The following is a 22,490-nucleotide window of genomic DNA, read 5'->3' on the forward strand; positions in this document are numbered from 1 at the left end:
GGACAAGCCTGCTCGCCACAGGGAATCTGCGCTTAGCTGAACGGCATTGGGGCAAGCCCTAATGCCGTTCAGTTAAGGAAAATGTGTGGGCTTATTGTGGCGAGCGGGCTTGCCCCGCGTTGGGGTGCGAAGCGCCCCCCATCGAGTAAAACGCGGTGTACCTGATACGGCTCAGCGCCTGGCTTTGGGGCTGCTGCGCAGCCCAACGCAGGACAAGCCTGCTCGCCACAGGGAATCTGCGCTTAACTGAACGGCATTAGGGCTTGCCACAACATGCCTGCTTGCCACAACGTGCCCGCTTGCCACTGTTCGAAGATTGGGTCACCTTCAGTCAAATATTGTCAGCTCCAACAACGCCGAACCCAGGCACTTGCCATGCGCATCCAGCGCCAGCGAGCGGGTCACGCCGCCGCGCAGGATCCCCGGCAGCACGAAGTTCAGCGCCTGCACGTTGGGCAGTTCATAGCGCCGCACCGGCGCAGCCCCCGGTTCGCGCAAGCCGTCGAAAAACTGCGCCACGCGTTCGGCGGTCAGTTGTTCACATAACAACGGGTAATCCTCGGCGCGGTAAGCAATGATCGAGATGTTCGACGTGTCGCCCTTGTCCCCGGTACGGGAGTGGGCCAGGGTGTGCAATTTCATGCTTCGATCCTCGCGTTGACCTTACCACGGGGCAGCATCAACGATGCCACCGCCACCACCTGACGTACGCTTTTGCTTGCGCCACCGCCGCCGGCCGGGCCATTGGTGTAAAGGGTTTCCACTTCATTGCCAACGCGCACCGCGTCGCTGCGCTCATCACAGCGCGCCGCCACGCGCAGGCGCACTTCCCAGGGTTCGACGCTGCTGCGCGGGCCATGCAGCGCGTCCATGCCGATCAGTTCGGCGCGCACCTCCTGCATCTGTACGCCCGTCAACGCCAGGCGCTTGAGGACGATGTCCCGCGCCAGTTGCGCCCGCGCGACCGCTCCCGGTCCGCCATAGGACATTTGCCCCTCACCGATCCAGCCATCCAGATAACCGACACTGACTTTCAACTGCTCCGGCCGCGCCCGCCCCGACGCCCCCTCGGCGCGCACGCGGTCGATGCCCTCCTGGGTAAATGCCACCTGGGAAAAGTCCGCCGTCACGTCGGGGGTCAAATACGCCGCCGGGTCATGCACTTCATAGATCAACTGTTCGGCGCAGGTAGCAGGGCTGACGAGGCCACCGGAGCCGGCCACCTTTGTGATCACCGCAGCACCGTCTGCGTCGATCTCGGCCAGCGGAAAGCCCAGGCGCGCCAGATCATCCACGTCCTTCAAACCGGGCTCGGCGAAGTAGCCGCCGCTGACCTGCCCCGCACACTCGAGCAGATGCCCGACCAGGGTGCCGCGCCCCAGCAGTTCCCAATCGTGCGCCGCCCAGCCGAATTCAAACATCTGCGGCGCAAGAAACAACGAAGGATCGGCCACCCGCCCGGTGATCACCACATCGGCATCCTCGCGCAGGGCGTCCAGAATGCCATCGACGCCCAGGTAGGCATTCGCCGAGATCAGCCGCTCGCCCAGCGAGCCGAGCGTCTGGCCGTTATCCAGCACATGCTCGGGGCGCAACCCCTCCAGCACATCATCCCCGACCACGGCCACGACCTTGCAGCTCAGGCCCAACTCACTGGCGATGCGCCGTACCTCGACAGCCGCCGACACCGGGTTGGCCGCGCCCATGTTAGTGATCACCCGCAAGCGTCGCTTGCCTGCGTGGCGGCCCACCAATGGCAATACCCGGCGCATGCGTTCAGCCAGCAACGGGTCGTAACCGCCAGCCGGGTCGCCGATGCGCGCCTGCTGGGCCAGGGCGATGGTGCGTTCGGCCAGGCATTCGAACACCAGGTAATCCAGATCGCCCTGCTCGGCCAGTTCCACGGCAGGTTCGATACGGTCGCCGGAGTAACCGGCGCCGGAGCCAATGCGCAAGGTTTTCATCTCAGATAACTCCCAGGAGCAATGCGGTGAGGGTCATCAACACCGACGCGGCAAACAGAAAAGGAATGGTGAAACGCTGGTGATCGGCCAATTCGATCTTGCACAGGCCCACCAGCAGGAAGGTCGCGGGGGTCAGCGGGCTGACCGGAAAACCGGTGGTGTGTACGCCGAGCAGCGAAGCCTGGGCCACCTGCAGCGGGTCGACGCCCAGGGCCTTGCCGACTTCGGCGATCACCGGCATCACGCCGAAGTAATAGGAATCGGGGTCAAACAGCATGCTCAGCGGCATGGAGATAAAACCCACCACCGCCGGGATCAGCTTGCCGTGACCGGCCGGAATCTGTGCCACTGCCACTTCGGCAATCGCCTTGAGCATGCCGGTGCCTTGCATGATGCCGGTGAATACCCCGGCGGCGAGGAGGATACTGGCCATGGTCAGGGCGGTCCTGGCGTGGGCGTCGATGCGGGCGCGCTGGGCATCGACGTTAGGGTAGTTGATGCACAGCGCCAATACCGTGCCGAGCATGAACATCACCACCGGATCGACCCAGCCGGCGATCATCACCACCATCACCGCGAGGGTCAGCATCAGGTTGACCCAGAACAGCCGGGGCCGGCGCAGCTTGATGTCGTCGTCGCTGAGCACCCGTTGCGGCACCGCATCCACCGTGGAGCCGGCGCCCAGGCCCAGGCGTTTTTCTTCACGCCGGCCCAGCCACCAGGCGCAGGCGAATACGAAAATCAGGCCGACGATCTGCACCGGGATCAGCGGCTGGAACAGGTCTGCCACCGGCACATGCAGCGCCGCCGACGAGCGCAGCACCGGACCGGTCCAGGGCAGGAAGTTGACCCCGGCGGCCATGGCGCACACGCAGGCGAGGATGCGTTTGTCGATGCCCAGGCGGGTGTACAGCGGCAGCATCGCCGGCACCGTCACCAAAAAGGTCACGGCGCCGGAGCCATCCAGGTGCACCAGCAACGCCAGGGTCGCGGTGCCCACCACAATGCGCGTAGGACGCGTGCCGACCGTGCGCAGGATGCGGTCGATGATGGGGTCGAGCATGCCGGCATCGGTCATGATCCCGAAGAACAGAATCGCGAACACGAACATGCCCACCACGGGGGCGACGTTCTTGATACCGGTGATGATGAACGCGCTGGTTTGCAGACCGAACCCACCGAGCAGCGCGGCGATAATCGGCAACGCGATCAGGGCGACAAGGGGCGAGAGGCGTTTGCTCATGACAGCAGCGAGCAGGCACAGAATGGTGATGACACCCAGAGTGGCGAGCATGGGTTACTCCAGAGCGGCCTTGATGGCCGGTTATTGTTTTCCCCGGAGTATCAAAAGCACGCCAGCCTTTGTAAATTGGAATATTCAGCCCTGTGTGTTCGGAAAAACAAAATGAAAAACTCAGTCCAGCATATCCAGGCCTTCCTCGCGGTGGCGCGCCTGGGCAGCTTCGTTAAAGCCGCCAACGAACTGAATCTGTCGCCCTCGGCCCTCACCGTGCAGGTGCAGCAACTGGAAGATTGGCTGGGCGTCGCCCTCCTCGACCGCAGCCCGCGCCATCTGAGCCTCACCGCCGCCGGCCGCGACGCCCGTGGCCCCATGGAAAAACTGCTGCTGGACCTGGATAACATCGTCACCGGCTCGCGCGATCTCGCCGCCCTGCGGCGCGGCGTGGTCACCCTCGCCGCCCTGCCCTCGGTGTGCGCCGACACCCTGCCGCCGGCCCTGCGCCTGTTTCGCGAGCGCTTTGCCGGAATCGAGGTGCGCCTGCATGACCTGGTGGCCCAGCGCATTCACGCCGAGGTCCGCGCCGGAGCAGTGGACTTCGGTATCGGCGTGCGCGCCAAACTCAGCCATGGCCTGGATTTCGTGCCGGTGTTCAATGACCGGTTGTGCGCATTCGTGCCGCAGGACCACAGCCTCAGTCGCCACCGCCGGGTGACGCTGGCGCAACTGGCCGAGCACCCGATCGTCCTCACCGGGCGCGACAGCAGCGTGCGCGAGCAAGTGGACAGGTTGTTCGATGAGACGCGCTTGACGATGAACGCGGGGATTGAGGCCAACTACATGTCGACGGTGCTGGCATTGGTGCGCCAGGGATTGGGGATCAGTATTCTGCCGGAGTCGGCGGCGGACAGCCTGGAGGGATTGCAGCGCGTTGATATCGATCATCCCGGCGTTAACCGGGAGATCGGGTTGATCAGCCGCACAGGGATCGCATTAAGCCCGGCGGCACAGCGCTGTTTCGAACTGCTGCATGAGCACTTATCTGAATAACGTTCGAACTGAATGAGGGAAGCAGCGTATCGATCAATCCAGCATCGCCACATGCCCGGGATGGTCGGCCACCCGCGCCAGCCACGCCTGCACACCCGGATAGGCGTTCAGGTCAAACCCGCCCTCATGGGCCACGTGGGTGTAGGCATATAGCGCCACATCGGCAATCGAGAACTGCTCCCCCACCAGGTACGGCGTCAGCTGCAGTTGGCGTTCCATCACCTTGAGCGCCTTGTAGCCGCCTTTGTGCAACTTCTTGTATTCCTCCTGCCGCTCCTGGGGCAGCCCCAGGTAAAACTGGATGAACCGCGCCACCGCAATGTACGGCTCGTGGCTGTACTGCTCGAAGAATTGCCACTGCAGCACCTGGGTCCGCAGGCGCGGCTCGCTCGGCAGGAACTCGCTGCCGTCGGCGAGGAAGTTGAGGATCGCGTTCGACTCCCACAGGCAGGTGCCGTCTTCGAGTTCCAGCACGGGGATCTTGCCGTTGGGGTTCTTCGCCAGGAACTCGGCGGTCTCGGTGTCGCCGTTGAGAATATCCACATCGATCCATTGATACGGGATGCCCAGCAGGTTGAGCATCAGCTTGACCTTGTAGCAGTTGCCCGACTTGTAATCGCCATAAACCTTGTACATGAAGCTCCCCTTATGCCGCTTGCGCGAGCTGTGCTTGACGGACCACCGCGGCCAGACGCTTGAGCCCTTCATCCTGGCGGGCCGGGTCGATATGGCTGAAGTTGAGGCGCAATGAACCCAGGTGCTGGTCCGGCTCGGAAAAGAACGGCTCTCCGGGCATGAATGCGACGTCCTGCTCCAGTGCTGGCGCCAATAAGGTGCGGGTGTCGAGCGGTTGTTTCAAGGTCAGCCAGAAGAATAATCCCCCCTGGGGCACTTGCCAGTCGGCGAGGTCACCGAAGTGGCGCGTCAATGCAGTCTGGAACGCGTCGCGACGCTCGCGGTAAAAGCTGCGCAGTTCGGCCAAGTGTTGCTGATACTGTTCGGTACCGATCCACTGCATCGCCTGCCATTGGCCAACGCGGTTGGTGTGCAGGTCGGCCGATTGCTTGAGCTTGAGCAGGTGCGGGAACAGGTCCGGGCTGGCGATCAGGTAGCCCACGCGCAGGCCCGGCAACAAGGTCTTGGACACAGTGCCGGTATAAATCCAGCTGGCCTTTTTCAGGCGACCGGCGATGGGCCTGGCACTGCCGCCATCGAAAGTCAGCTCGCGGTAGGGTTCGTCTTCGATCAGGGTCACACCGAACTCGTCGAGCAGCGCCGCGACGGCTTCGCGCCTGGCTTCGCTGTAGCGCACGGCCGAGGGGTTCTGAAACGTCGGGATCAGGTAGATGAACGCCGGGCGATGGCGTTCGAGGTTGGCGCGCAGGCTGGCCAGATCGGGGCCGTCAGCTTCCAGTTGCACGGTGAGGCAATCGGCGCCGAACAGTTGGAATATCTGCAAGGCGGCCAGGTAAGTCGGGCCTTCCAGCAGGATTTTGGTGCCTTTGTCGATATACAGCTTGGCCGCCAGGTCCAGGGTTTGCTGTGAGCCGCTGACCACCAGCACCTGGCTGGCCTGGCAGGGTACGCCCAGGGCGCGCGCCTGCGCGGCGAGCAGTTCACGCAGTTGCGGCTCACCCTCGCTCATGCCGTATTGGCCGATGTTCAGCGGCATGTCATCCCAGTTCAGCGCCGGCAGCATGGTCTCGGCCGGCAGGCCACCGGCGAACGACATCACGTGCGGGCGTTGCGCCGCCGCGAGGATTTCACGGATCAGGGAGCTTTTTAAGCGCGAAACACGTTCAGAGAAGGCCATGAAAGTCACCGCTAGCGAAGGCTGTGGGAAATACGTCAAACTGCTTGACCGAAATTACGACGACTTGCGTGGATACGTCAAGATGATTGACCTTAAAAACTCGACCAGCCAGCAGCAGGCCATGGAAGCGTTCTTCTTCGGCTACCAGGCCTTTACCGCCAAAGCCGATGAAATGCTCGAGCGCCGTGGCCTGAGCCGGGTGCACCAACGCATCGTGTTTTTTATCGCGCGCTACCCGGCCTTGAGCGTGAAGGAACTGCTGGAACTGCTGGGGGTGAGCAAACAGGCGCTGAACATACCGCTGCGCCAATTGCAGGAAATGCACCTGGTGGACAGCGTGGCGTGCGACACCGACAAGCGTAAGCGCCTGCTGCAACTGACCGACGAGGGCCGGCGTTTCGAGCAGTCGCTGCGCCGTGAACAGGTGAAGCTGTTGCAGCGCGCATTCAGTGAGGCCGGCGAAGCAGCGGTGATGGGATGGCTGGCGGTCAATCAGGCCCTTGCCGGATAGCCTTGCACGTTCTCTGGGCAAGTTAATCGAAAACACTATTTGCTTTATTTGTATACAAAAGCATAATTCGCTTCGTGCGAGTTCCTGACTAGATGGTCAACAAACTCGCCACTCCCTCACAGCGCCGCAGCCCACTCAGGCGAGCAGCGCTGGACATAACAATAAAATGCTTGAGGAGTACTCGCTGTGGATAGCCGCAAACCCGAAGCTTCTACGCTCGACCTCGCCGCGCCACGCAGCGGCTTGCTCGAACGCCTGTTCAAACTGCGCGTGCATGGCACCACGGTGAAGACCGAATTGCTCGCCGGCCTTACCACCTTCATCACCATGGCCTACATCATCTTCGTCAACCCCAACATCATGGCGGACGCCGGCATCGATCACGGCGCGGCATTCGTCGCCACCTGCATCGCCGCCGCGCTGGGCTGCCTGCTGATGGGCCTGTACGCCAACTGGCCGGTGGGCCTGGCGCCCGGCATGGGGCTCAATGCGTTCTTCACCTACACCGTGGTCGGCACGATGGGCTACAGCTGGGAAACCGCACTCGGCGCGGTATTCATCTCCGGTGTGCTGTTCATGATCCTCACCTTGTCGCGCATCCGTGAATGGCTGCTCAACAGCATTCCGGTGAGCCTGCGCCACGCGATGGGCGCCGGGGTTGGCCTGTTCCTTGGGGTCATCGGCCTGAAAACCGCCGGCATCATTGTCGACAGCCCGGCCACCCTGCTCCGGCTCGGCTCGTTGCATGAGCCGGCGCCGCTGCTGGCGGCGGTGTGCTTTCTGCTGATTGCCATCCTGAGCTATCACCGGGTGTTCGGCGCGATTCTGATCAGCATCATCGCCGTGACCCTGGCCGGCTGGGGCCTGGGCCTGGTGCACTACAACGGCATTCTCGCCGCGCCGCCGAGCCTGGCGCCGACCTGGATGGCGATGGACGTGATGGGTGTGTTCAATGTAAGCATGATCAGCGTGGTATTTGCCTTTCTGTTTGTACACATGTTCGACACTGCCGGTACACTGATGGGCGTTGCGCAACGCGCAGGCCTGGTGAATGCCGACGGCAGGATCGACAACCTGTCCCGCGCCTTGAAGGCCGACAGCGCGTCCAGCGTGTTCGGCGCCATGGTCGGTGTGCCGCCGGTAACCAGCTATGTGGAAAGTGCCGCGGGCGTCGCGGCTGGCGGGCGCACCGGGCTGACGGCGGTGACCGTGGGCGTCCTGTTCGTGGCGGCGATGTTTTTTGCGCCATTGGCGGGCATGATCCCGGCCTACGCCACCGCTGGCGCGCTGATCTATGTGGCGATGCTGATGATGGGCAGCATGGCCCATATCAATTGGGATGAGGCCACCGACAGCATTCCGGCGATCGTCACCGCGATCATGATGCCGCTGACGTTTTCGGTTGCCGACGGGATTGCCCTGGGTTTTATTACGTACGTGGCGCTCAAGGCCGGTACCGGCAAGTACCGTGAGATTTCCGTCAGCCTGTGGGTGCTGTGTGCGATCTTTATCGCCAAGTTTGTATGGTTATGAACACGTGCAGTTGCCAAACACTGGAGCAATGAAATGACGCTTGAAACCTGGCTGCTGTTCAGCGGCGCCGCACTGATCGTGATTCTGATTCCCGGCCCGCTGTCGCTGCTGATGATCAGCAACAGCCTCAACTACGGCCTGCGTCGCTCGTACCCGGCATTTCTCGGCGGGGTGTTTGCGTCAATCTGCCTGCTGAGCGCTTCGGCGCTGGGCCTGGGCGCGTTGCTGCTGGCTTCGGAGCACCTGTTCAACGCGCTGAAAATCGTCGGCGCGCTGTACCTGTTCTACCTCGCCTGGCAAAGCTGGCAGCAGTCGCGCCGGCCGGCCCAGGCAGCCAACGTGCCGCAGGCGCCAGCCGTGCCGCGCTTTCGTGCGCTGTTTGGGCGTGCCTTCGTGCTGGGCGCCAGCAACCCCAAGGACATCCTGTTTTTCGCCGCCTTCCTGCCGCAGTTTCTCAGCGGCCAGCAGCCGTTCCTGCCGCAACTGCTGATCATGATCGCGACCTGGACGGTGCTCGACCTGCTGTGCAAGCTCGCTTACGGCCTGAGCGCCCATGCTGCGGCGCGATACTTGCGCAGCGGCAATGGCCAGAGCTGGTTCAACCGGGTCAGCGCCGGGCTGTTCGGCGGCGCCGGCGCCGCGTCGCTGATCAATGCAGGGAATCCACTTTGACGAAATAGACGCTTGGAGGCGACAAGTCCTTGGTGGGCCACTGAATGCCAGCGAAAATTCGCCCCAGACGACCGCTTCGCATCGCGTTATCGACCGCTGCCATTAACAACGATGCGTCGTGTTGCTTGATTGCCAGGTTAATCCAGGCGTCCGTGAGTTTCTTCCCCACTGAAAGTTGCCCGGTCCCAATCCATCGATAGGTCAAGTAATACAGCTTGTCCGAATCGATATGCGTCGCGATTGATTCAAGGTTGCCCAATCCGGCCGTCGCGCCTTGACGTCGCACTGACAGGTCCAGCACGGAGAAACCCTGGGCTTCCAGCACGGCCCTGACCGCTGCATGTTGTGCAATAAACCGCTCATCCCCGACTGCAGTGGCCACGAATTTGAGTCTGGGGTTCAACGAGAAAGGCGGCGTGAAGTCAACACGGATGAAGCCGGGCGACGTGCCCTCGAACCCGATATTCACATTGACACCGCTTCTTTTAGTCGGGCGCAGCATTCTCAGCAAATCGTCCGTTTGACCGGGCCTGGCGGGCGCCGCAGGCAACCAGCGGTCCAACGTCGCGCGAATATTGAGCAGGTGGCTGGCCGTGGCCGCGCTGTCAGGATCGCTCAACTCAATCATCCTTGCCGCTGCGAACGCCCGGCTTTGATGCGTCATGGTGGGGAAAGCCGCACCCACATAATCCGGCAAAGACCTGTCGAACAAGGGCGCGTGGACCAGCCAGCCGCCCGTTGCAATACGCGACACCGCCAGAGGCTGCTCATCAAGGGCTGTGCTTGTCCATCGCTCGATATCAGCCCTGGCCGATGAACCCGGTGTGTCGTCCTTGCGGATAAACACGATGTTATCAAGAGGGGCCTGATCGCCCTCCGAAAGCAACCTGAAGTAACTGCTGGAAGGATCGGCAGGCCCGACGTTTGCCGGGGCCATCCGGATGATTTTATGGCGAGCGCCTGAGGAACCCTGGGTGATCTGAAACACCTCCGGGTCCGACGAAATCAACTGCATGTCGCGCTGAAACGGAATGGACCACGCTGTCCAGTGATCAGTCGTCACATACGACTGCACAATGGCCGTGTGTGTGGCCACGCGCGTAGCCGAGGTGGGCGACTGCCAGTCCGGCGGCGGCTGCGCAGGCGCACGCCACGGGTTGAGTCGCCCTGAACTGCTGCCTGCCACCGGCTGTGGGGCGTCCGCGTCGAGCAGCCACTCTCCGGGCCGATGGATGCTCAGGATCAGTTCATCCTTCCCCGGTGCCTGCTGGTTTTTCAAGCGATAGAACGGTTCATTGTCGCGCCGGTAAAGTGGGTAATGGGATGAGTCATCGGCCACAAACAGCTCGCCATTTTTTACGAACACGCCTTGCTCACTCAGGCCTTTCAACGCTACGGCGCCCTCAGGCACACCCTTGCGCTGGAAACGTTCCAGGGCATTGAGTCGGGTGACGGGCGACGGGGCGGATACAGCCTGCGCGGTCATACGCCAGCGTTTCAGTTGCCCCAGGGCAGACCTAAGCGCGGGCTGCAGCGTGCGCGGCTTTACAGCGCCGATTCGCCTGGGCCCTGGCAAAAAACTCAGCAGCAGGTCAGTCGCAATAAGTGCGGTCCTGAAACCCACATCAATGGCATCGTCGGAGTCGCCGAAGCGATGATAGTGACGCGCGGCAAGCAACAGTTCGTAAACATCGATGAACCACCCGATCACCGAGCTGGAGGAGGCGACCAGATTGCGTAGCGCCGCATTGCGCCGCTCGGCAATGCGCCGGATTCGATAGGACTGCAGCTCTGTTGCAGAGCGACTGACAGCCTGGGTCTGACGCTGCCGCGCAAGCAGGCTGGCACGATACAACAATGCCTGAGCGTTACTGTGGGAGGTGGCGACCAGGGCCAGCCAGTTCTGGGGATCACTGGCAATCTGCTCAAACGTCTGTTGTTCAATTTCCTCAGGCACAGCCGTAGGCTCAAGATGCCGGATGGCAAATGAGCGAATAAAGTCCTTGGACTGACGAACGCCGTTGACCATGGCAAACGTAACCCTATCGAACATGTTGAATTCCTGGGCACGCTCATCGGCTCTGATCGGGTGATGCGTGATGGCTTCAAATGCCCAACAAGGGGCGACCTGACGTGCCAGTGCCCTGGCGTTGTCAGGCAATGCGCCGATGCAATTGAGTTCCGTATGGGCGTGCTGCAAGCAGCTGTAGAGCGTCAGAACCATGCCTTCAGGGGCCTTTGGCCAGTACACCAGACAGCGCCCGGAGCGCTTGTCATGCACCGCCACAATCCCGGCGATGTAACGGTCATGTTGCATCGTGTGGCCCACCAGATGGACCACATACAATTGCAATTGATGCTGGTTTTTCAACAAGTCCTGCGACGTACGCGCCGCCATCGCGGTATTGAATAGGCATTGGTCATTCACCGACAGCCCCTCTTGAACCGACGAAAAAAGCTGCTGCGCAAAACACGCCTGCAACGCGCGATTCAATAGCGGGGGAATACGCCCTTCGCCGAGCTTGCCGTGAGCGTCCCCAGGCGGATAAAACACCCTGTTGAGCAATCGGTCATACTGCCCGGCGATATCCAATGCCGACACCGTACTTATCAGGTAAGTGGAATTAATCTGACGCTTCCATTCGGGCTGCAGAAAACGGGCGTACCTGAATCGCCAATCGGTCCAGGCCGCCAACGGGTCCAGGTTGTGCAGCGCCAACTGCATCAGACTGAAGGTGGTGCGCGCAGTGGTCGGGGTATATACGATCATCTGGCCGACGCGCGTACAAAACGACGGGCTCGAGCAATACCTCGCGGTGACGTCATCGGGCATATCGATAAAGGGCTGATAAATATCCAACGACGCAGCGATGCCATCCTGGCGCAAGCGGGTGGTCAAGGCGCGCTGGGCAAACGTGTCCAGGCCCGGCAAATGTTGTTCAACTCGTTGTTGATAGGCAAGCACGCCACTCAGGTAAACCCGTTGCAGGCGCCTGAAGCCTTTATGCTGTACAGGTGTCGCATTCGCCAGCCAGGCCGGCATTTTCTTCGCCTCGGCGGCGGCCTTGCGCAGCAATTCAATCGTAGTCTGCGCCTGATTGAGGAGGCTATTGACGGGCATCTTCAGGTGATCTTGCAGCTCAACCATCAACAACTCACGGCTGACCGCGGCGTCCGTCACTTCGCTGAAAATACGCGTGATGTCTTCGTCGCTTTTATGCAGGCGATCATAGCTGCCCAGCAGTTTCTTCAGAGAGAGGAACGCGGGCTTCCCCTCGATGGGTACCAGCCGCACCGCCAGTGTTTCCCGCGCCACATGGCCGCGCAAATCCTTGCGTTTATTCCGCTCGACATAGCGCCATAACACCGAGTCGTCACGACTGTTCAGGCTGGCCTTGAGGCTGTGGATCAATGCGTCGAGGCCGGCAAACGCTTTCACCGCGCCACTGCGGCCGAACGCACATAGCGTGACCGGCAGTTGGCGAGCGGGCCTCCTCAGCGCTGACGCTGTGGTGACCACCCAAAGGTTATGGATCGCATAGAACGCATCCGGCTCAATGCCCACTGCAATCGACAACACCTGGGTTTCGCTGCCCTCGCGCTTGCTCGCCAAGGGTTGCTCCACCACTTCGATCACCAGGTCCCTGTGCGCAGTGCTCAACAGCTTGAGGCGATGTTGCAGCTCAACCTCGCAGCGCAGCGCCTCGGTTTGGGCCTGCATGAAGAGCGACGCACGCCTCAACGATTGCTTGCCGGCGGGACGTTCAGTCCAGAAGCTCACTTTCAGTAACCTTTGCTGCGCCCCCTGCAGCAAGTCAGTCAGCGCCTGGTAATGGGCGTTGAGCTGGCTCATCAGCGACAACACTTCCTTATAAGCTGCTGTCTCAACACTTGGGTCATCCCGCTGCAGCAGCGCCACCAGGCCCATTTCGTAACGCGTGAGCTGTTGCTCTGCGGTGTGAAGCGCCAAGTTCGAACCGGCACTGGCGAAGGCTATTTCTGCGCCCCTTCGCTGCTGGTCCCACTTGAGCAGCGGCTCACGAAGATCACCAAGCCTGGCGCTGCCCACCAACTGTTTGCGGGCACGCTCGACATAAGTGAGAAAAGGCACGGCGCTCAACCGCCGCGCGGGCGTTTGGGTAGAAAACACGTACGCATGATTGATCTGCACAGCACAGGCCAGTTCGTTGCTCCACTGCCCGTCCAGCAGCGACTCGGCACTCCACGTCAAGGCGTCGCCCAACAGCTCAATACCGCCAACAAAACCGCATGTGCGGGACAGGTTATCGGGCGCGCACAATTCATTGCGACGACCCAGCGGCAAGCACTGCCAGAGGTTGTCGAACACGGCTTCCCCCAACGCCAGCAAGCCACGTTGCAAACTGTCAAGGGACGAATACTCATGGAAGTTGCGCGTCACACCCGGCAGGTAAATCACATGGAGCACAGGACTGGCGTCGCCTTCAACAAAGATATGCAAGGCGCCGGGAAGTGCTGCCGACTCATTGCCCGGCCACACCAACTGGCCCACCTTTACACGCGCCCATGCTGCGCCGGCGTGCTGGCGTGCCTCGGCGGTGGGGGCGTCGATCAGGGCCTGAACCATGGCCATTCCCGCACTCGACAGCTCATCCAGTTGTCGCGCCATAAAGGCTCGATCAGCGAAGAGTGCCCTTTGCAATTGAACCCAGTGCTCGCGCCGGGTCAGCCAGGAACCGTCTGCAAGGCCAAGCCAATAGTCAGTTGCAGCCCGATCCAGCCGTTCGAAAAGCCTCATCGCGATAACCCGGCGCAACACGTCCAGCGGTGTGTAGGGCAACCCACGGTTCGGCTCCCCCTTGACACTCAGGACAGTGAAGCGATTAACGTTGGCCTCAACGGCAGGCCGAACCAACAGCAACAGCGCTTTATCGGTCAGGCTCTCGACGGTACAGCTGGACGTGGATGGCGGGAGTTCGGTGAACAACAGGCTGTCGGGGTCGATATCGAACTCTTCGCGCAACTCGGCGCGAATGACCTGCAGCACTCTGGGCGAACGCCATGTCAGGCGTGTCAGCGCCCGCGTCGACTCGGCGCTGCGCCGGTCGGCAAGGCCGATCTGGTTGATCAGGCGGCTGGGGTGGGTAGCGGCGTTGATCCGCAGTGTCAGTTGGTCGCGAATGGTTTGGGACGAGGTCATGGTTTTTCCATCTCTAAATGAGGAAAAGCCTAGGCATCGCGGGTGCTCTCAAGGCACTGCATAATTGAGCGTAAAAAAGCCCGCAGTGTGGGCGGGCAAAAAACCAACGAAGGACTTTGTGGTGTGAAGCGAGGTAACGCTCAGCTACCGCGATAGGTGGAGTAGCTGTAAGGCGAGATCAACAATGGCACATGGTAGTGCTCCTGTTCGGCACTGATACCAAAACGCAGCACCACCACATCCAGAAAAGCCGGCTCGGGCAACGGCACACCCCGTGCGCGGTAGTAATCGCCGGCACTGAACTGCAATTGGTACACACCGCTGCGGTAGTCTTCGCCCTGCAGCAGCGGCGCGTCGCAACGGCCGTCGCTGTTGGTCATGGCGGTGTACACCAGTTCCAATTGGGCACCCTCGACGCGGTACAGCTCTATCTGGATATGGCTGCCGGGGCAGCCGTGTGCGGCGTCCAAAACGTGCGTGGTCAAACGTCCCATGGCGTTACGCGCCTCCCGAGGTCAGTAGAAGAAGAGGCCGCACTTTTTCAGGGCAGCAAAAAGTCGGCAATAGCCGATTAAGACATTTTTATAAAAAACTGTACACAATAATTTCAACAGGAGCCCAGTTCACTGTAGGAGCGAGCTTGCTCGCAAAAAACGTCAACGATGATGTGCTGTTGGAGCAGGAAAGGGCTGCCCTTCAGATCTTCGCGAGCAACGTCGCTCCTGCAGTAGCTTTTCTGTGGATTAACTGACCAGTTGGGCAAGTTTCTTGCAGTGATTGAATCAGGAAAAAATGCAGAAATGCAGGCTTACAAATTCCACGAAAAGTTGTATACAATCACGCATTGCTGTGACGCCACCCAGTATTTTCAAGGCCTTGCCGCCACACACCTGCTACCACGCACAAGAAGGAAGACTGCAGTGAGCGCTGACTACCCACGCGACCTGATCGGTTACGGCAGTAACCCTCCTCACCCCCACTGGCCGGGCGAGGCACGTATCGCGCTGTCGTTCGTGCTCAACTACGAGGAAGGTGGCGAGCGCAATATCCTGCATGGCGACAAAGAGTCCGAAGCCTTCCTTTCGGAAATGGTCTCGGCCCAGCCGCTGCAGGGCGCGCGCAACATGAGCATGGAGTCGCTGTACGAATACGGCAGCCGTGCCGGCGTGTGGCGCATCCTCAAGTTGTTCAAGCAGTTCGATATCCCGCTGACCATCTTCGCGGTGGCCATGGCCGCCCAGCGCCACCCGGACGTGATCCGTGCGATGGTCGACGCCGGCCACGAAATCTGCAGCCACGGCTACCGATGGATTGACTACCAGTACATGGACGAGGCCCAGGAGCGCGAACACCTGCGCGAAGCGATCCGCATCCTTACCGAGCTGACCGGTGAACGCCCGCTGGGCTGGTACACCGGCCGCACCGGCCCCAACACCCGGCGGCTGGTGATGGAAGAAGGCGGTTTCCTGTACGACTGCGACACCTACGACGATGACCTGCCCTACTGGGAACCGAACACCCCCACCGGTAAGCCGCACCTGGTGATTCCCTACACCCTCGACACCAACGACATGCGCTTTACCCAGGTGCAGGGTTTCAACAAGGGCGATGACTTTTTTGAGTACCTCAAGGACGCCTTCGATGTGCTCTACGCCGAAGGCGCCGAGGCACCGAAAATGCTCTCCATCGGCCTGCACTGCCGCCTCATCGGCCGCCCGGCACGCCTGGCCGCGTTGCAGCGGTTTATCGAATACGTCAAAGGCCATGAACAGGTGTGGTTTACCCGTCGCGTCGATATCGCGCGACACTGGCACGCCACCCACCCGTACACGGGAGTTGCGAAATGACCGCCTTCAACACGCTGAAACCCTCGAGCCTGAGCCGCGAGGCGTTCGTCGCCGCGTTTGCCGATATCTATGAGCACTCGCCCTGGGTGGCCGAAAAGGCCTTCGACCTGGGCCAGGATGCGTCCATCGACCAGATTGAAACCCTGCACCAGCGCATGAGCGATATCCTGCTCAGCGCCGATCATGCCAGCCAGTTGGCCCTGATCAACGCGCACCCGGACCTGGCCGGCAAAGCCGCCGTGCAGGGCCAACTGACCGAAGCCAGCACGAACGAACAGGCTGGCGCCGGTATTCACCAGTGCACGGCCGAAGAGTTTTCCCGCTTCACCGAGCTGAACCAAGCCTACAAGACCAAATTCAAGTTTCCCTTCATCATGGCGGTAAAAGGCAGCAACCGGCACCAGATCCTCGCTGCGTTCGAAACGCGCATTCATCATTCGGCGGACACCGAATTCAAATGCGCACTGGACGAGATCAACAAAATCGCGTTGTTCCGTTTACTCACCCTTTGAAGACCCGCCCCAGCCACTCAACTCAAGGCAGACAAGAAGAATGAAAGCTCACGCCGTACCTTTCGAGAAGTTCGTCAACCTCGCCGACGCCCGCCTGGGCACCCGGATTCTTTCGGTGACCGATGACTGGTTCGCCGACGCCAATCGCCTGTTCCAACCTACCCCGGCCGTGTGGAAGGAGGGCGTGTTCGATGACAACGGCAAGTGGATGGACGGCTGGGAGTCGCGCCGCAAGCGCTTCGAAGGCTACGACAGCGCGGTGATTCAGCTGGGCGTGCCCGGTTCGATCAAGGGCGTGGACATCGACACCTCATTCTTCACCGGCAACTACCCACCGTCGGCGTCCCTCGAAGCGTGCTTCCTCGCAAGCGGCGAGCCGGATGACAACACCCAATGGGTTGAGATCCTGTCGGCTGTCGAGCTACAGGGCAACAGCCATCACTTCCATGAAATCAACAACGACCAGGCGTTCAGCCACCTGCGCTTCAATATTTACCCGGATGGCGGCGTGGCCCGCCTGCGGGTGTACGGCGTGCCGTTCCGCGACTGGTCGGCGGTGGGCGACAACGAACAACTCGACCTGGCCGCGGCCTTGAATGGCGGTCGTGCGCTGGCCTGTTCCGATGAACACTTCGGACGCATGAGCAACATCCTCAACCCTGGCCGTGGCGTCAACATGGGCGATGGCTGGGAAACCGCGCGTCGTCGCACGCCCGGCAATGACTGGGTGATCGTTGCCCTGGGGCATGCTGGCGAGGTCGAGAAAATCATCGTCGACACCCTGCACTTCAAAGGCAACTACCCTGACACTTGCTCGATCCAGGCTGCTTTCGTGAAGGGCGGCACCGACAGCCAGATCGAAACCCAGTCGTTGTTCTGGCGCGAACTGCTGCCGGCACAGAAGCTGGAAATGCACGCCGAGCATACGTTTGCCGAGCAGATCAAGGCATTGGGGCCGATTACCCACATTCGCTTGAATGTGTTCCCGGATGGTGGGGTGAGTCGCCTGCGGGTTCTCGGCAAGGTAGCGAAGTAAGCGTTGAAACCATTCGCGAGCAAGCCCGCTCCCACATTTGAAATGCTTTCCCCTGTGGAAGCGGGCTTGCTCGCGAAGGCGTCAGACCAAACAACACAGCATTCGGATAAGAGACAGCCATGCGCACACTGATGATCGAACCCCTGACCAAAGAAGCCTTCGCCCCTTTCGGTGACGTTATCGAAACCGACGGCAGCGATCACTTCATGATCAACAACGGGTCGACCATGCGCTTTCACAAGCTGGCAACGGTAGAAACCGCCCAGCCTGAAGACCACGCAATCATCAGCATCTTCCGCGCCGACGCGCAGGACATGCCCATGACCGTGTGCATGCTGGAGCGACACCCGCTGGGCAGCCAGGCCTTCATTCCGCTGCTCGGCAACCCCTTTCTGATCGTGGTCGCGCCACTTGGCGATGCACCTGTATCGGGCTTGGTCCGCGCCTTCGTCACCAACGGCAGGCAGGGCATCAATTACCATCGCGGCGTCTGGCACCACCCGGTGCTGACGATCGAAAAGCGGGATGACTTCCTGGTGGTTGATCGCAGTGGCACCGGCAATAACTGCGATGAGCATTTTTTTCAAGAGGATGAGCGGTTGATCCTCGCCCCCCACCAATAAGAGAAGGCCGGATCACCCGACAACAAGGGTGACAGGCGAGAGGTAAAGACTGTGGAAGCACATCTGTTGGAATGGCTGAACCTCAGCGTGCGCTGGGTTCACATGATCACCGGCGTCGCCTGGATCGGCGCTTCTTTCTACTTTGTCTGGCTGGAAAACAACCTCAACCGCGTCAACCCCAGGGACGGCCTGGCCGGCGACTTGTGGGCGATCCACGGTGGCGGCATCTATCACCTGGAAAAATACAAACTGGCCCCGCCGACCATGCCGGACAACCTGCACTGGTTCAAATGGGAAGCCTATTTCACCTGGATGTCGGGCGTTGCGTTGCTGTGCGTGGTGTTCTACTGGAACCCGACCTTGTACCTGCTGGCGCCGGGCAGCAGCCTCAGCGGCACCGAAGGCGTGTTGCTGGGCATCGGCTCGCTGTTTGCCGGCTGGTTCATCTACTCGTTTCTCTGCGACTCGGCCCTGGGCAAGCGCCCCGCCCTGCTCGGCCTGATCCTGTTCGTGCTGTTGATTGCAGCGGCCTACGGCTTCAGCAAGGTCTTCAGTGGCCGTGGCGCCTACCTGCACGTGGGTGCGGTGATCGGCACGATCATGGTGGGCAACGTGTTCCGCATCATCATGCCCGCCCAGCGCGCACTGGTGGCGGCCATTGCCGAACACCGCACACCCGACCCGGCGCTGCCGGCCAAGGGCTTGCTGCGCTCGCGCCACAACAACTACTTCACCTTGCCGGTGCTGTTCATCATGATCAGCAACCACTTCCCGAGCACCTACGGCAGCCAGTACAACTGGCTGATCCTGGCAGGGATTGCGGTGGCGGCCGTGTTGGTGAGGCATTACTTCAACACTCGGCACAACAGCCAGAAGTACGCATGGACCTTACCGGTGGGTGCCCTGGCGATGATTTGCCTGGCGTACGTGACCGGGCCCAAGCCGGCGGTGGACGTGGCCAAGTTGCCGGCTGCCATCGAGTACCAGCCGTTGCCGGAAACCGCGCTGGGCGGTGGCTTGAAACCCGCCGCGCCCGCCGCACCACCTGCCGAACCGACACCGGCCCAGGCTGCCATCGATTTCGGCCAGGTGCACAGCGTGATCGAACAACGCTGCACCGTGTGCCATTCGGCCAGGCCCACCAGCCCGTTGTTCAGCACTGCGCCAGCCGGGGTGATGTTCGACACCCCGGCGCAGATCCAGCAGCAGGCCGCACGCATCCAGGCACAGGCCATCGCCAGCCCGATCATGCCGCTGGGCAACATCACCCAGATGACCCAGCAGGAGCGGGATTTGATCGGCACCTGGATCAGCCAGGGCGCGCACATCAACTGACAGGCTGACGCAGATCCAATGGTGGGAGCGGGCTGCTCGCACAGGGAAGAGTGTTTGTTCGCTCATGATGCGCGCTACCCAACCCGTGCGCCGCAACGGCGCACTTGAGCCAGGGTGCGCGAGTCAGTATTCTCCGCGCCCGCTCGAATTGATTGCCACTGCCTGCCTTGGCGCGGCTCTTGCTATCAGTATCAAAGCTGACCGATCAGACGATTTTTGCAGCAAACCCAAAGGCGCCACACCAGAGCGCCACTAGAAGAAACACACCACCTTAAACTCGGGAGCACCGAATGAAATCTATGTTCAAAGGCCTGATGCTGGCAGGATCCCTGCTGGCCGGCGGCCAGGCCATGGCCGATGATTTGCTGCAGTGGCAGAACAACAGCCTGACCTACCTGTGGGGCAAAAACTTTACGGTCAACCCACAGATCCAGCAAACCGTGACCTTCGAACATGCCGACGCCTGGAAGTACGGCGACAACTTCTTCTTCCTCGACCGCATCTTCTACAACGGCAAGGAAGACGGCAACGTCGGCCCGAATACCTACTACGGCGAGTTCAGCCCGCGCCTGTCATTCGGCAAGATTCTGGACAAGGACCTGTCGCTCGGCCCGATCAAGGACGTGTTGCTGGCCTTCACCTACGAGTTCGGCGAAGGCGATAACGAGTCCTACCTGCTCGGCCCGGCCTTTGATTTGAACGTCCCCGGCTTCGACTATTTCCAGCTGAACTTCTACCAGCGCCAGACCGAAGGCAATCGCCCGGGTGACGGTGTCTGGCAGATCACGCCGGTGTGGGCCTACACCCTGCCGGTGGGCAACTCGAACATCCTGATTGATGGTTTCATCGACTGGGTGGTGGACAACGACCGTAACGCCCGCGGCACTTACCACGCCAACCTGCACTTTAACCCGCAGGTAAAATACGACCTGGGCAAGGCGCTGCAGTGGGGCGAGAAACAACTGTATGTCGGCTTTGAGTACGACTACTGGAAGAACAAGTACGGCATCGAAGACTCCGGCGCGTTCAAGACCACCCAGGACACGGCGAGCTTTTTGGTCAAATACCACTTCTAAACGTTGATTGCGGGCAGGCCGAGGAATCGGGTGATTTCCTCGCGCTTGGCCAACGCATCACGCCTGCCCAACTCAATCAACTCGCTGCAATAACCCGCTTCGAACAGCAAGTAACTCAACACCCCCGCCCCGCTCGTCTTCGTCGCCCCCGGCCCCTTCAGAAACACCCGCAGCGCCGCCGGCAATTCCTGGCGATGCCGCGCGGCAATTTCATCGATCGGCTGGCTGGGCGCGATCACCAGCACCTCCACTGCCGCAACGCCGGGCGCGGCATGACTGAACTGGTTCAAGCGCTCCAGCAACTCGATATCGCTCTCCAGGCTGTCGATGAACGTGCTGTTGAGCATATGCCCGCCGATCTGCGCCAGGGTCGGCTGCTGGCCGGTAAAACTGCGCGGCATCGACGGTTCATGACTGCGTAGATTGCCGCTGACGCCCACCACCAGTACCCGGCTGGCGCCCAGGTGCAGGGCCGGACTGATCGGGGCGGATTGGCGCACCGCGCCGTCGCCGAAGTATTCCTGGTCGAGTTTTACCGGAGCGAACAGCAAGGGGATCGCGGAGCTTGCCAGCAGGTGTTCGACGGTCAGTTGCGTGGGGACGCCGATGCGCCGGTGGCGCAACCACGCCTCAATGGTGCCGCCGCCCTGATAGAAGGTCACCGCTTGCCCGGACTCATAGCCAAAGGCTGTGACCGCAACCGCATGCAGGTGCTTGTTGCGGATCGCCTCATCGATGCCCGGCAAGTGCAGTTTGTCCTGCAACAGGTCGCGCAGGGGCGAACTGTCGAGCAACGCCACCGGACATTGCCGGCCAAGGCCGAGCAGGCTGTGGATGAAAAACCGACTGGCCTGGCGCATCACCCCGGGCCAGTCGCTGCGCACCACCTGATGGCTGCCAAAACCCTGCCAGAACGCCATAAGCCGTTGGATCGCCGCGCGAAAATCCATCGCGCCACTGGCCAGGCTCACCGCATTGATTGCCCCGGCCGAGGTGCCGACGATTACCGGAAACGGATTGGGCGCACCGGGCGGCAACAGTTCGGCAATCGCCGCCAGTACCCCCACCTGATAGGCCGCTCGCGCCCCGCCGCCGGAAAGAATCAAGCCTGTGACCGGTTCGGCTGAACGCATTGCATCACTCCATGTGGGGAAAAATGGCGGTTATCGACGGCGTTTTTCGTACAGTTTGGGCTCGCCCGGTGGCCGGCTCTTGAAGCGGCGGTGGGTCCACAAATATTGCTCGGGACATTCACTCACAGCAGCCTCGACCCACTGATTGATGCGCAGGCCGTCGACTTCATCGCTCTCGCCGGGGAAGTCGGTCAATGGTGCGTGGATCACCAGACGATAGCCGCTGCCGTCGGCCAGACGCTCCTGGGTGAACGGCACCACCAGCGCCTTACCGAGTTTGGCGAACTTGCTGGTGGCGGTGACGGTGGCGGCCTGGATGCCGAACAGCGGCACGAAAACGCTCTGCTTGGCGCCATAGTCCTGGTCCGGCGCGTACCAGATGGCGCGCCCGGCGCGCAGCAGCTTGAGCATGCCGCGCACGTCTTCACGCTCCACCGCCAGCGAGTCGAGGTTGTGCCGCTCGCGGCCACGGCGCTGGATATAGTCGAACAGCGGGTTGCCGTGCTCGCGGTACATACCGTCGATGGTGTGTTTCTGGCCGAGCAGGGCCGCGCCGATTTCCAGGGTGGTGAAGTGCAGGGCCATGAGGATGACACCCTTGCCGTCCAGTTGCGCCTGCTTGAGGTGTTCAAGCCCTTCGACGTGAGCCAGACGCGCCAGGCGCTGGCGCGACCACCACCAGCTCATGGCCATTTCGAAAAAGGCGATGCCGGTGGAGGCGAAATTTTCCTTGAGCAGACGCTTGCGCTCCCGGGCGGACTTCTGCGGGAAGCACAGCTCGAGGTTGCGCGCGGCAATGCGGCGACGCTCGCCGGCCACGCGGTACATGCCCGCACCCAGCAGGCGACCAATGGTCAACAGCGCCCGGTACGGCAATTGGGTGACCAGCCACAGCAGGCCGAGCCCCAGCCATAGCAGCCAAAAACGCGGGTGAAAAAATACAGCTCGAAAACGCGGGCGATCCAT

General features: G+C 61.3%; 19 protein-coding genes. 10 read left to right on the forward strand and 9 right to left on the reverse strand.

The window, feature by feature from the left end; all coding sequences use genetic code 11:
- Positions 1-327: 327 nt before the first annotated feature.
- From JOE32_RS09180 to JOE32_RS09190, 3 genes are read right to left on the reverse strand one after another with little or no spacing between them, the layout of a single operon-like run.
- Positions 328-642 carry a hypothetical protein gene (locus JOE32_RS09180; RefSeq protein WP_209983343.1) on the reverse strand — a complete coding sequence of 105 codons (315 nt, stop codon included), beginning with the start codon at positions 640-642 and terminating at the stop codon, positions 328-330.
- Positions 639-1,964: an acyclic terpene utilization AtuA family protein gene (locus tag JOE32_RS09185; protein ID WP_209983344.1), complete on the reverse strand. Its 1,326-nt coding sequence runs from the start codon at positions 1,962-1,964 to the stop codon at positions 639-641. The genes JOE32_RS09180 and JOE32_RS09185 overlap by 4 nt, the downstream gene beginning before the upstream one ends.
- A 1-nt stretch (position 1,965) precedes the next feature.
- A complete protein-coding gene (locus JOE32_RS09190) occupies positions 1,966-3,258 on the reverse strand; it encodes a citrate:proton symporter (RefSeq protein ID WP_209983346.1) in 1,293 nt (430 codons plus the stop codon).
- Positions 3,259-3,369: 111 nt separating this feature from the next.
- On the opposite strand from JOE32_RS09190, the gene JOE32_RS09195 reads away from it, so the two are divergent.
- Positions 3,370-4,254, forward strand: coding sequence for a LysR family transcriptional regulator (locus JOE32_RS09195; RefSeq protein ID WP_209983348.1), 885 nt, complete (start codon positions 3,370-3,372; stop codon positions 4,252-4,254).
- Between the two features lie 33 nt (positions 4,255-4,287).
- On the opposite strand, the gene JOE32_RS09200 is transcribed toward JOE32_RS09195, so the two are convergent.
- Together JOE32_RS09200 and JOE32_RS09205 are read right to left on the reverse strand one after the other, a co-directional pair.
- Positions 4,288-4,890: a glutathione S-transferase family protein gene (locus JOE32_RS09200; protein ID WP_209983350.1), complete on the reverse strand. Its 603-nt coding sequence runs from the start codon at positions 4,888-4,890 to the stop codon at positions 4,288-4,290.
- A 10-nt stretch (positions 4,891-4,900) separates the two neighbouring features.
- Entirely contained in the window at positions 4,901-6,067 is a 1,167-nt protein-coding gene (locus JOE32_RS09205) for a PLP-dependent aminotransferase family protein (RefSeq protein WP_209983352.1), read from the reverse strand.
- 82 nt (positions 6,068-6,149) lie between these two features.
- Here JOE32_RS09205 and JOE32_RS09210 point away from each other — a divergent pair, with 82 nt between their 5' ends.
- From JOE32_RS09210 to JOE32_RS09220, 3 genes are all read left to right on the forward strand, one after another.
- On the forward strand, positions 6,150-6,578 hold the full coding sequence (locus tag JOE32_RS09210; protein ID WP_209983355.1) for a MarR family transcriptional regulator: 429 nt from the start codon (positions 6,150-6,152) through the stop codon (positions 6,576-6,578).
- A gap of 186 nt (positions 6,579-6,764) precedes the next feature.
- Complete coding sequence (locus tag JOE32_RS09215; protein WP_209983357.1) at positions 6,765-8,111, forward strand: NCS2 family permease; 1,347 nt, start codon at positions 6,765-6,767, stop codon at positions 8,109-8,111.
- Between the two features lie 33 nt (positions 8,112-8,144).
- Positions 8,145-8,783: a LysE family translocator gene (locus JOE32_RS09220; protein WP_209983358.1), complete on the forward strand. Its 639-nt coding sequence runs from the start codon at positions 8,145-8,147 to the stop codon at positions 8,781-8,783.
- Here JOE32_RS09220 and JOE32_RS09225 read toward each other — a convergent pair.
- Together JOE32_RS09225 and uraH are read right to left on the reverse strand one after the other, a co-directional pair.
- Positions 8,761-13,962: a DUF6543 domain-containing protein gene (locus JOE32_RS09225; protein WP_209983361.1), complete on the reverse strand. Its 5,202-nt coding sequence runs from the start codon at positions 13,960-13,962 to the stop codon at positions 8,761-8,763. The two genes, JOE32_RS09220 and JOE32_RS09225, sit on opposite strands and share 23 nt — an antisense overlap.
- A gap of 140 nt (positions 13,963-14,102) precedes the next feature.
- On the reverse strand, positions 14,103-14,456 hold the full coding sequence (gene uraH, locus JOE32_RS09230) for a hydroxyisourate hydrolase (protein WP_209983362.1): 354 nt from the start codon (positions 14,454-14,456) through the stop codon (positions 14,103-14,105).
- A gap of 426 nt (positions 14,457-14,882) precedes the next feature.
- Here uraH and puuE point away from each other — a divergent pair, with 426 nt between their 5' ends.
- The 6 genes from puuE (at position 14,883) to JOE32_RS09260 (ending at position 20,391) form a co-directional block, all read left to right on the forward strand.
- Positions 14,883-15,809 carry an allantoinase PuuE gene (gene puuE, locus JOE32_RS09235; RefSeq protein ID WP_209983364.1) on the forward strand — a complete coding sequence of 309 codons (927 nt, stop codon included), beginning with the start codon at positions 14,883-14,885 and terminating at the stop codon, positions 15,807-15,809.
- Positions 15,806-16,321: a 2-oxo-4-hydroxy-4-carboxy-5-ureidoimidazoline decarboxylase gene (uraD, locus tag JOE32_RS09240; protein WP_209983366.1), complete on the forward strand. Its 516-nt coding sequence runs from the start codon at positions 15,806-15,808 to the stop codon at positions 16,319-16,321. Before puuE ends, uraD begins: the two co-directional genes overlap by 4 nt.
- Positions 16,322-16,361: 40 nt before the next feature.
- Complete coding sequence (gene alc, locus JOE32_RS09245) at positions 16,362-17,357, forward strand: allantoicase (protein ID WP_209983368.1); 996 nt, start codon at positions 16,362-16,364, stop codon at positions 17,355-17,357.
- A 119-nt stretch (positions 17,358-17,476) separates the two neighbouring features.
- A complete protein-coding gene (locus JOE32_RS09250; RefSeq protein ID WP_209983370.1) occupies positions 17,477-17,980 on the forward strand; it encodes an ureidoglycolate lyase in 504 nt (167 codons plus the stop codon).
- 51 nt (positions 17,981-18,031) lie between these two features.
- A complete protein-coding gene (locus JOE32_RS09255) occupies positions 18,032-19,315 on the forward strand; it encodes a urate hydroxylase PuuD (RefSeq protein ID WP_209983372.1) in 1,284 nt (427 codons plus the stop codon).
- A gap of 290 nt (positions 19,316-19,605) precedes the next feature.
- A complete protein-coding gene (locus JOE32_RS09260; RefSeq protein WP_209983373.1) occupies positions 19,606-20,391 on the forward strand; it encodes an outer membrane protein OmpK in 786 nt (261 codons plus the stop codon).
- On the opposite strand, the gene JOE32_RS09265 is transcribed toward JOE32_RS09260, so the two are convergent.
- The gene (locus JOE32_RS09265; protein WP_209983375.1) at positions 20,388-21,524 is read right to left on the reverse strand and encodes a patatin-like phospholipase family protein; all 1,137 of its coding nucleotides are present in this window, start codon (positions 21,522-21,524) and stop codon (positions 20,388-20,390) included. The genes JOE32_RS09260 and JOE32_RS09265 overlap by 4 nt on opposite strands.
- A gap of 30 nt (positions 21,525-21,554) precedes the next feature.
- A complete protein-coding gene (locus JOE32_RS09270) occupies positions 21,555-22,490 on the reverse strand; it encodes a lipid A biosynthesis lauroyl acyltransferase (protein ID WP_209983377.1) in 936 nt (311 codons plus the stop codon).

Source organism: Pseudomonas sp. PvP025, from assembly GCF_017832155.1.
In the GTDB taxonomy this organism is placed as follows: Bacteria; Pseudomonadota; Gammaproteobacteria; order Pseudomonadales; family Pseudomonadaceae; genus Aquipseudomonas.

Bases quoted from the DNA above. Each gene is read 5' to 3' on its own strand.
- uraH (WP_209983362.1), bottom strand. From the start codon at position 14,456: ATGGGACGTTTGACCACGCACGTTTTGGACGCCGCACACGGCTGCCCC.
- JOE32_RS09250 (WP_209983370.1), top strand. From the start codon at position 17,477: ATGCGCACACTGATGATCGAACCCCTGACCAAAGAAGCCTTCGCCCCT.
- JOE32_RS09180 (WP_209983343.1), bottom strand. From the start codon at position 642: ATGAAATTGCACACCCTGGCCCACTCCCGTACCGGGGACAAGGGCGAC.
- JOE32_RS09185 (WP_209983344.1), bottom strand. From the start codon at position 1,964: ATGAAAACCTTGCGCATTGGCTCCGGCGCCGGTTACTCCGGCGACCGT.
- JOE32_RS09190 (WP_209983346.1), bottom strand. From the start codon at position 3,258: ATGCTCGCCACTCTGGGTGTCATCACCATTCTGTGCCTGCTCGCTGCT.
- JOE32_RS09195 (WP_209983348.1), top strand. From the start codon at position 3,370: ATGAAAAACTCAGTCCAGCATATCCAGGCCTTCCTCGCGGTGGCGCGC.
- JOE32_RS09260 (WP_209983373.1), top strand. From the start codon at position 19,606: ATGAAATCTATGTTCAAAGGCCTGATGCTGGCAGGATCCCTGCTGGCC.
- uraD (WP_209983366.1), top strand. From the start codon at position 15,806: ATGACCGCCTTCAACACGCTGAAACCCTCGAGCCTGAGCCGCGAGGCG.
- JOE32_RS09265 (WP_209983375.1), bottom strand. From the start codon at position 21,524: ATGCGTTCAGCCGAACCGGTCACAGGCTTGATTCTTTCCGGCGGCGGG.
- JOE32_RS09220 (WP_209983358.1), top strand. From the start codon at position 8,145: ATGACGCTTGAAACCTGGCTGCTGTTCAGCGGCGCCGCACTGATCGTG.
- JOE32_RS09200 (WP_209983350.1), bottom strand. From the start codon at position 4,890: ATGTACAAGGTTTATGGCGATTACAAGTCGGGCAACTGCTACAAGGTC.
- alc (WP_209983368.1), top strand. From the start codon at position 16,362: ATGAAAGCTCACGCCGTACCTTTCGAGAAGTTCGTCAACCTCGCCGAC.
- JOE32_RS09270 (WP_209983377.1), bottom strand. From the start codon at position 22,490: ATGGATCGCCCGCGTTTTCGAGCTGTATTTTTTCACCCGCGTTTTTGG.
- JOE32_RS09225 (WP_209983361.1), bottom strand. From the start codon at position 13,962: ATGACCTCGTCCCAAACCATTCGCGACCAACTGACACTGCGGATCAAC.
- JOE32_RS09205 (WP_209983352.1), bottom strand. From the start codon at position 6,067: ATGGCCTTCTCTGAACGTGTTTCGCGCTTAAAAAGCTCCCTGATCCGT.
- JOE32_RS09210 (WP_209983355.1), top strand. From the start codon at position 6,150: ATGATTGACCTTAAAAACTCGACCAGCCAGCAGCAGGCCATGGAAGCG.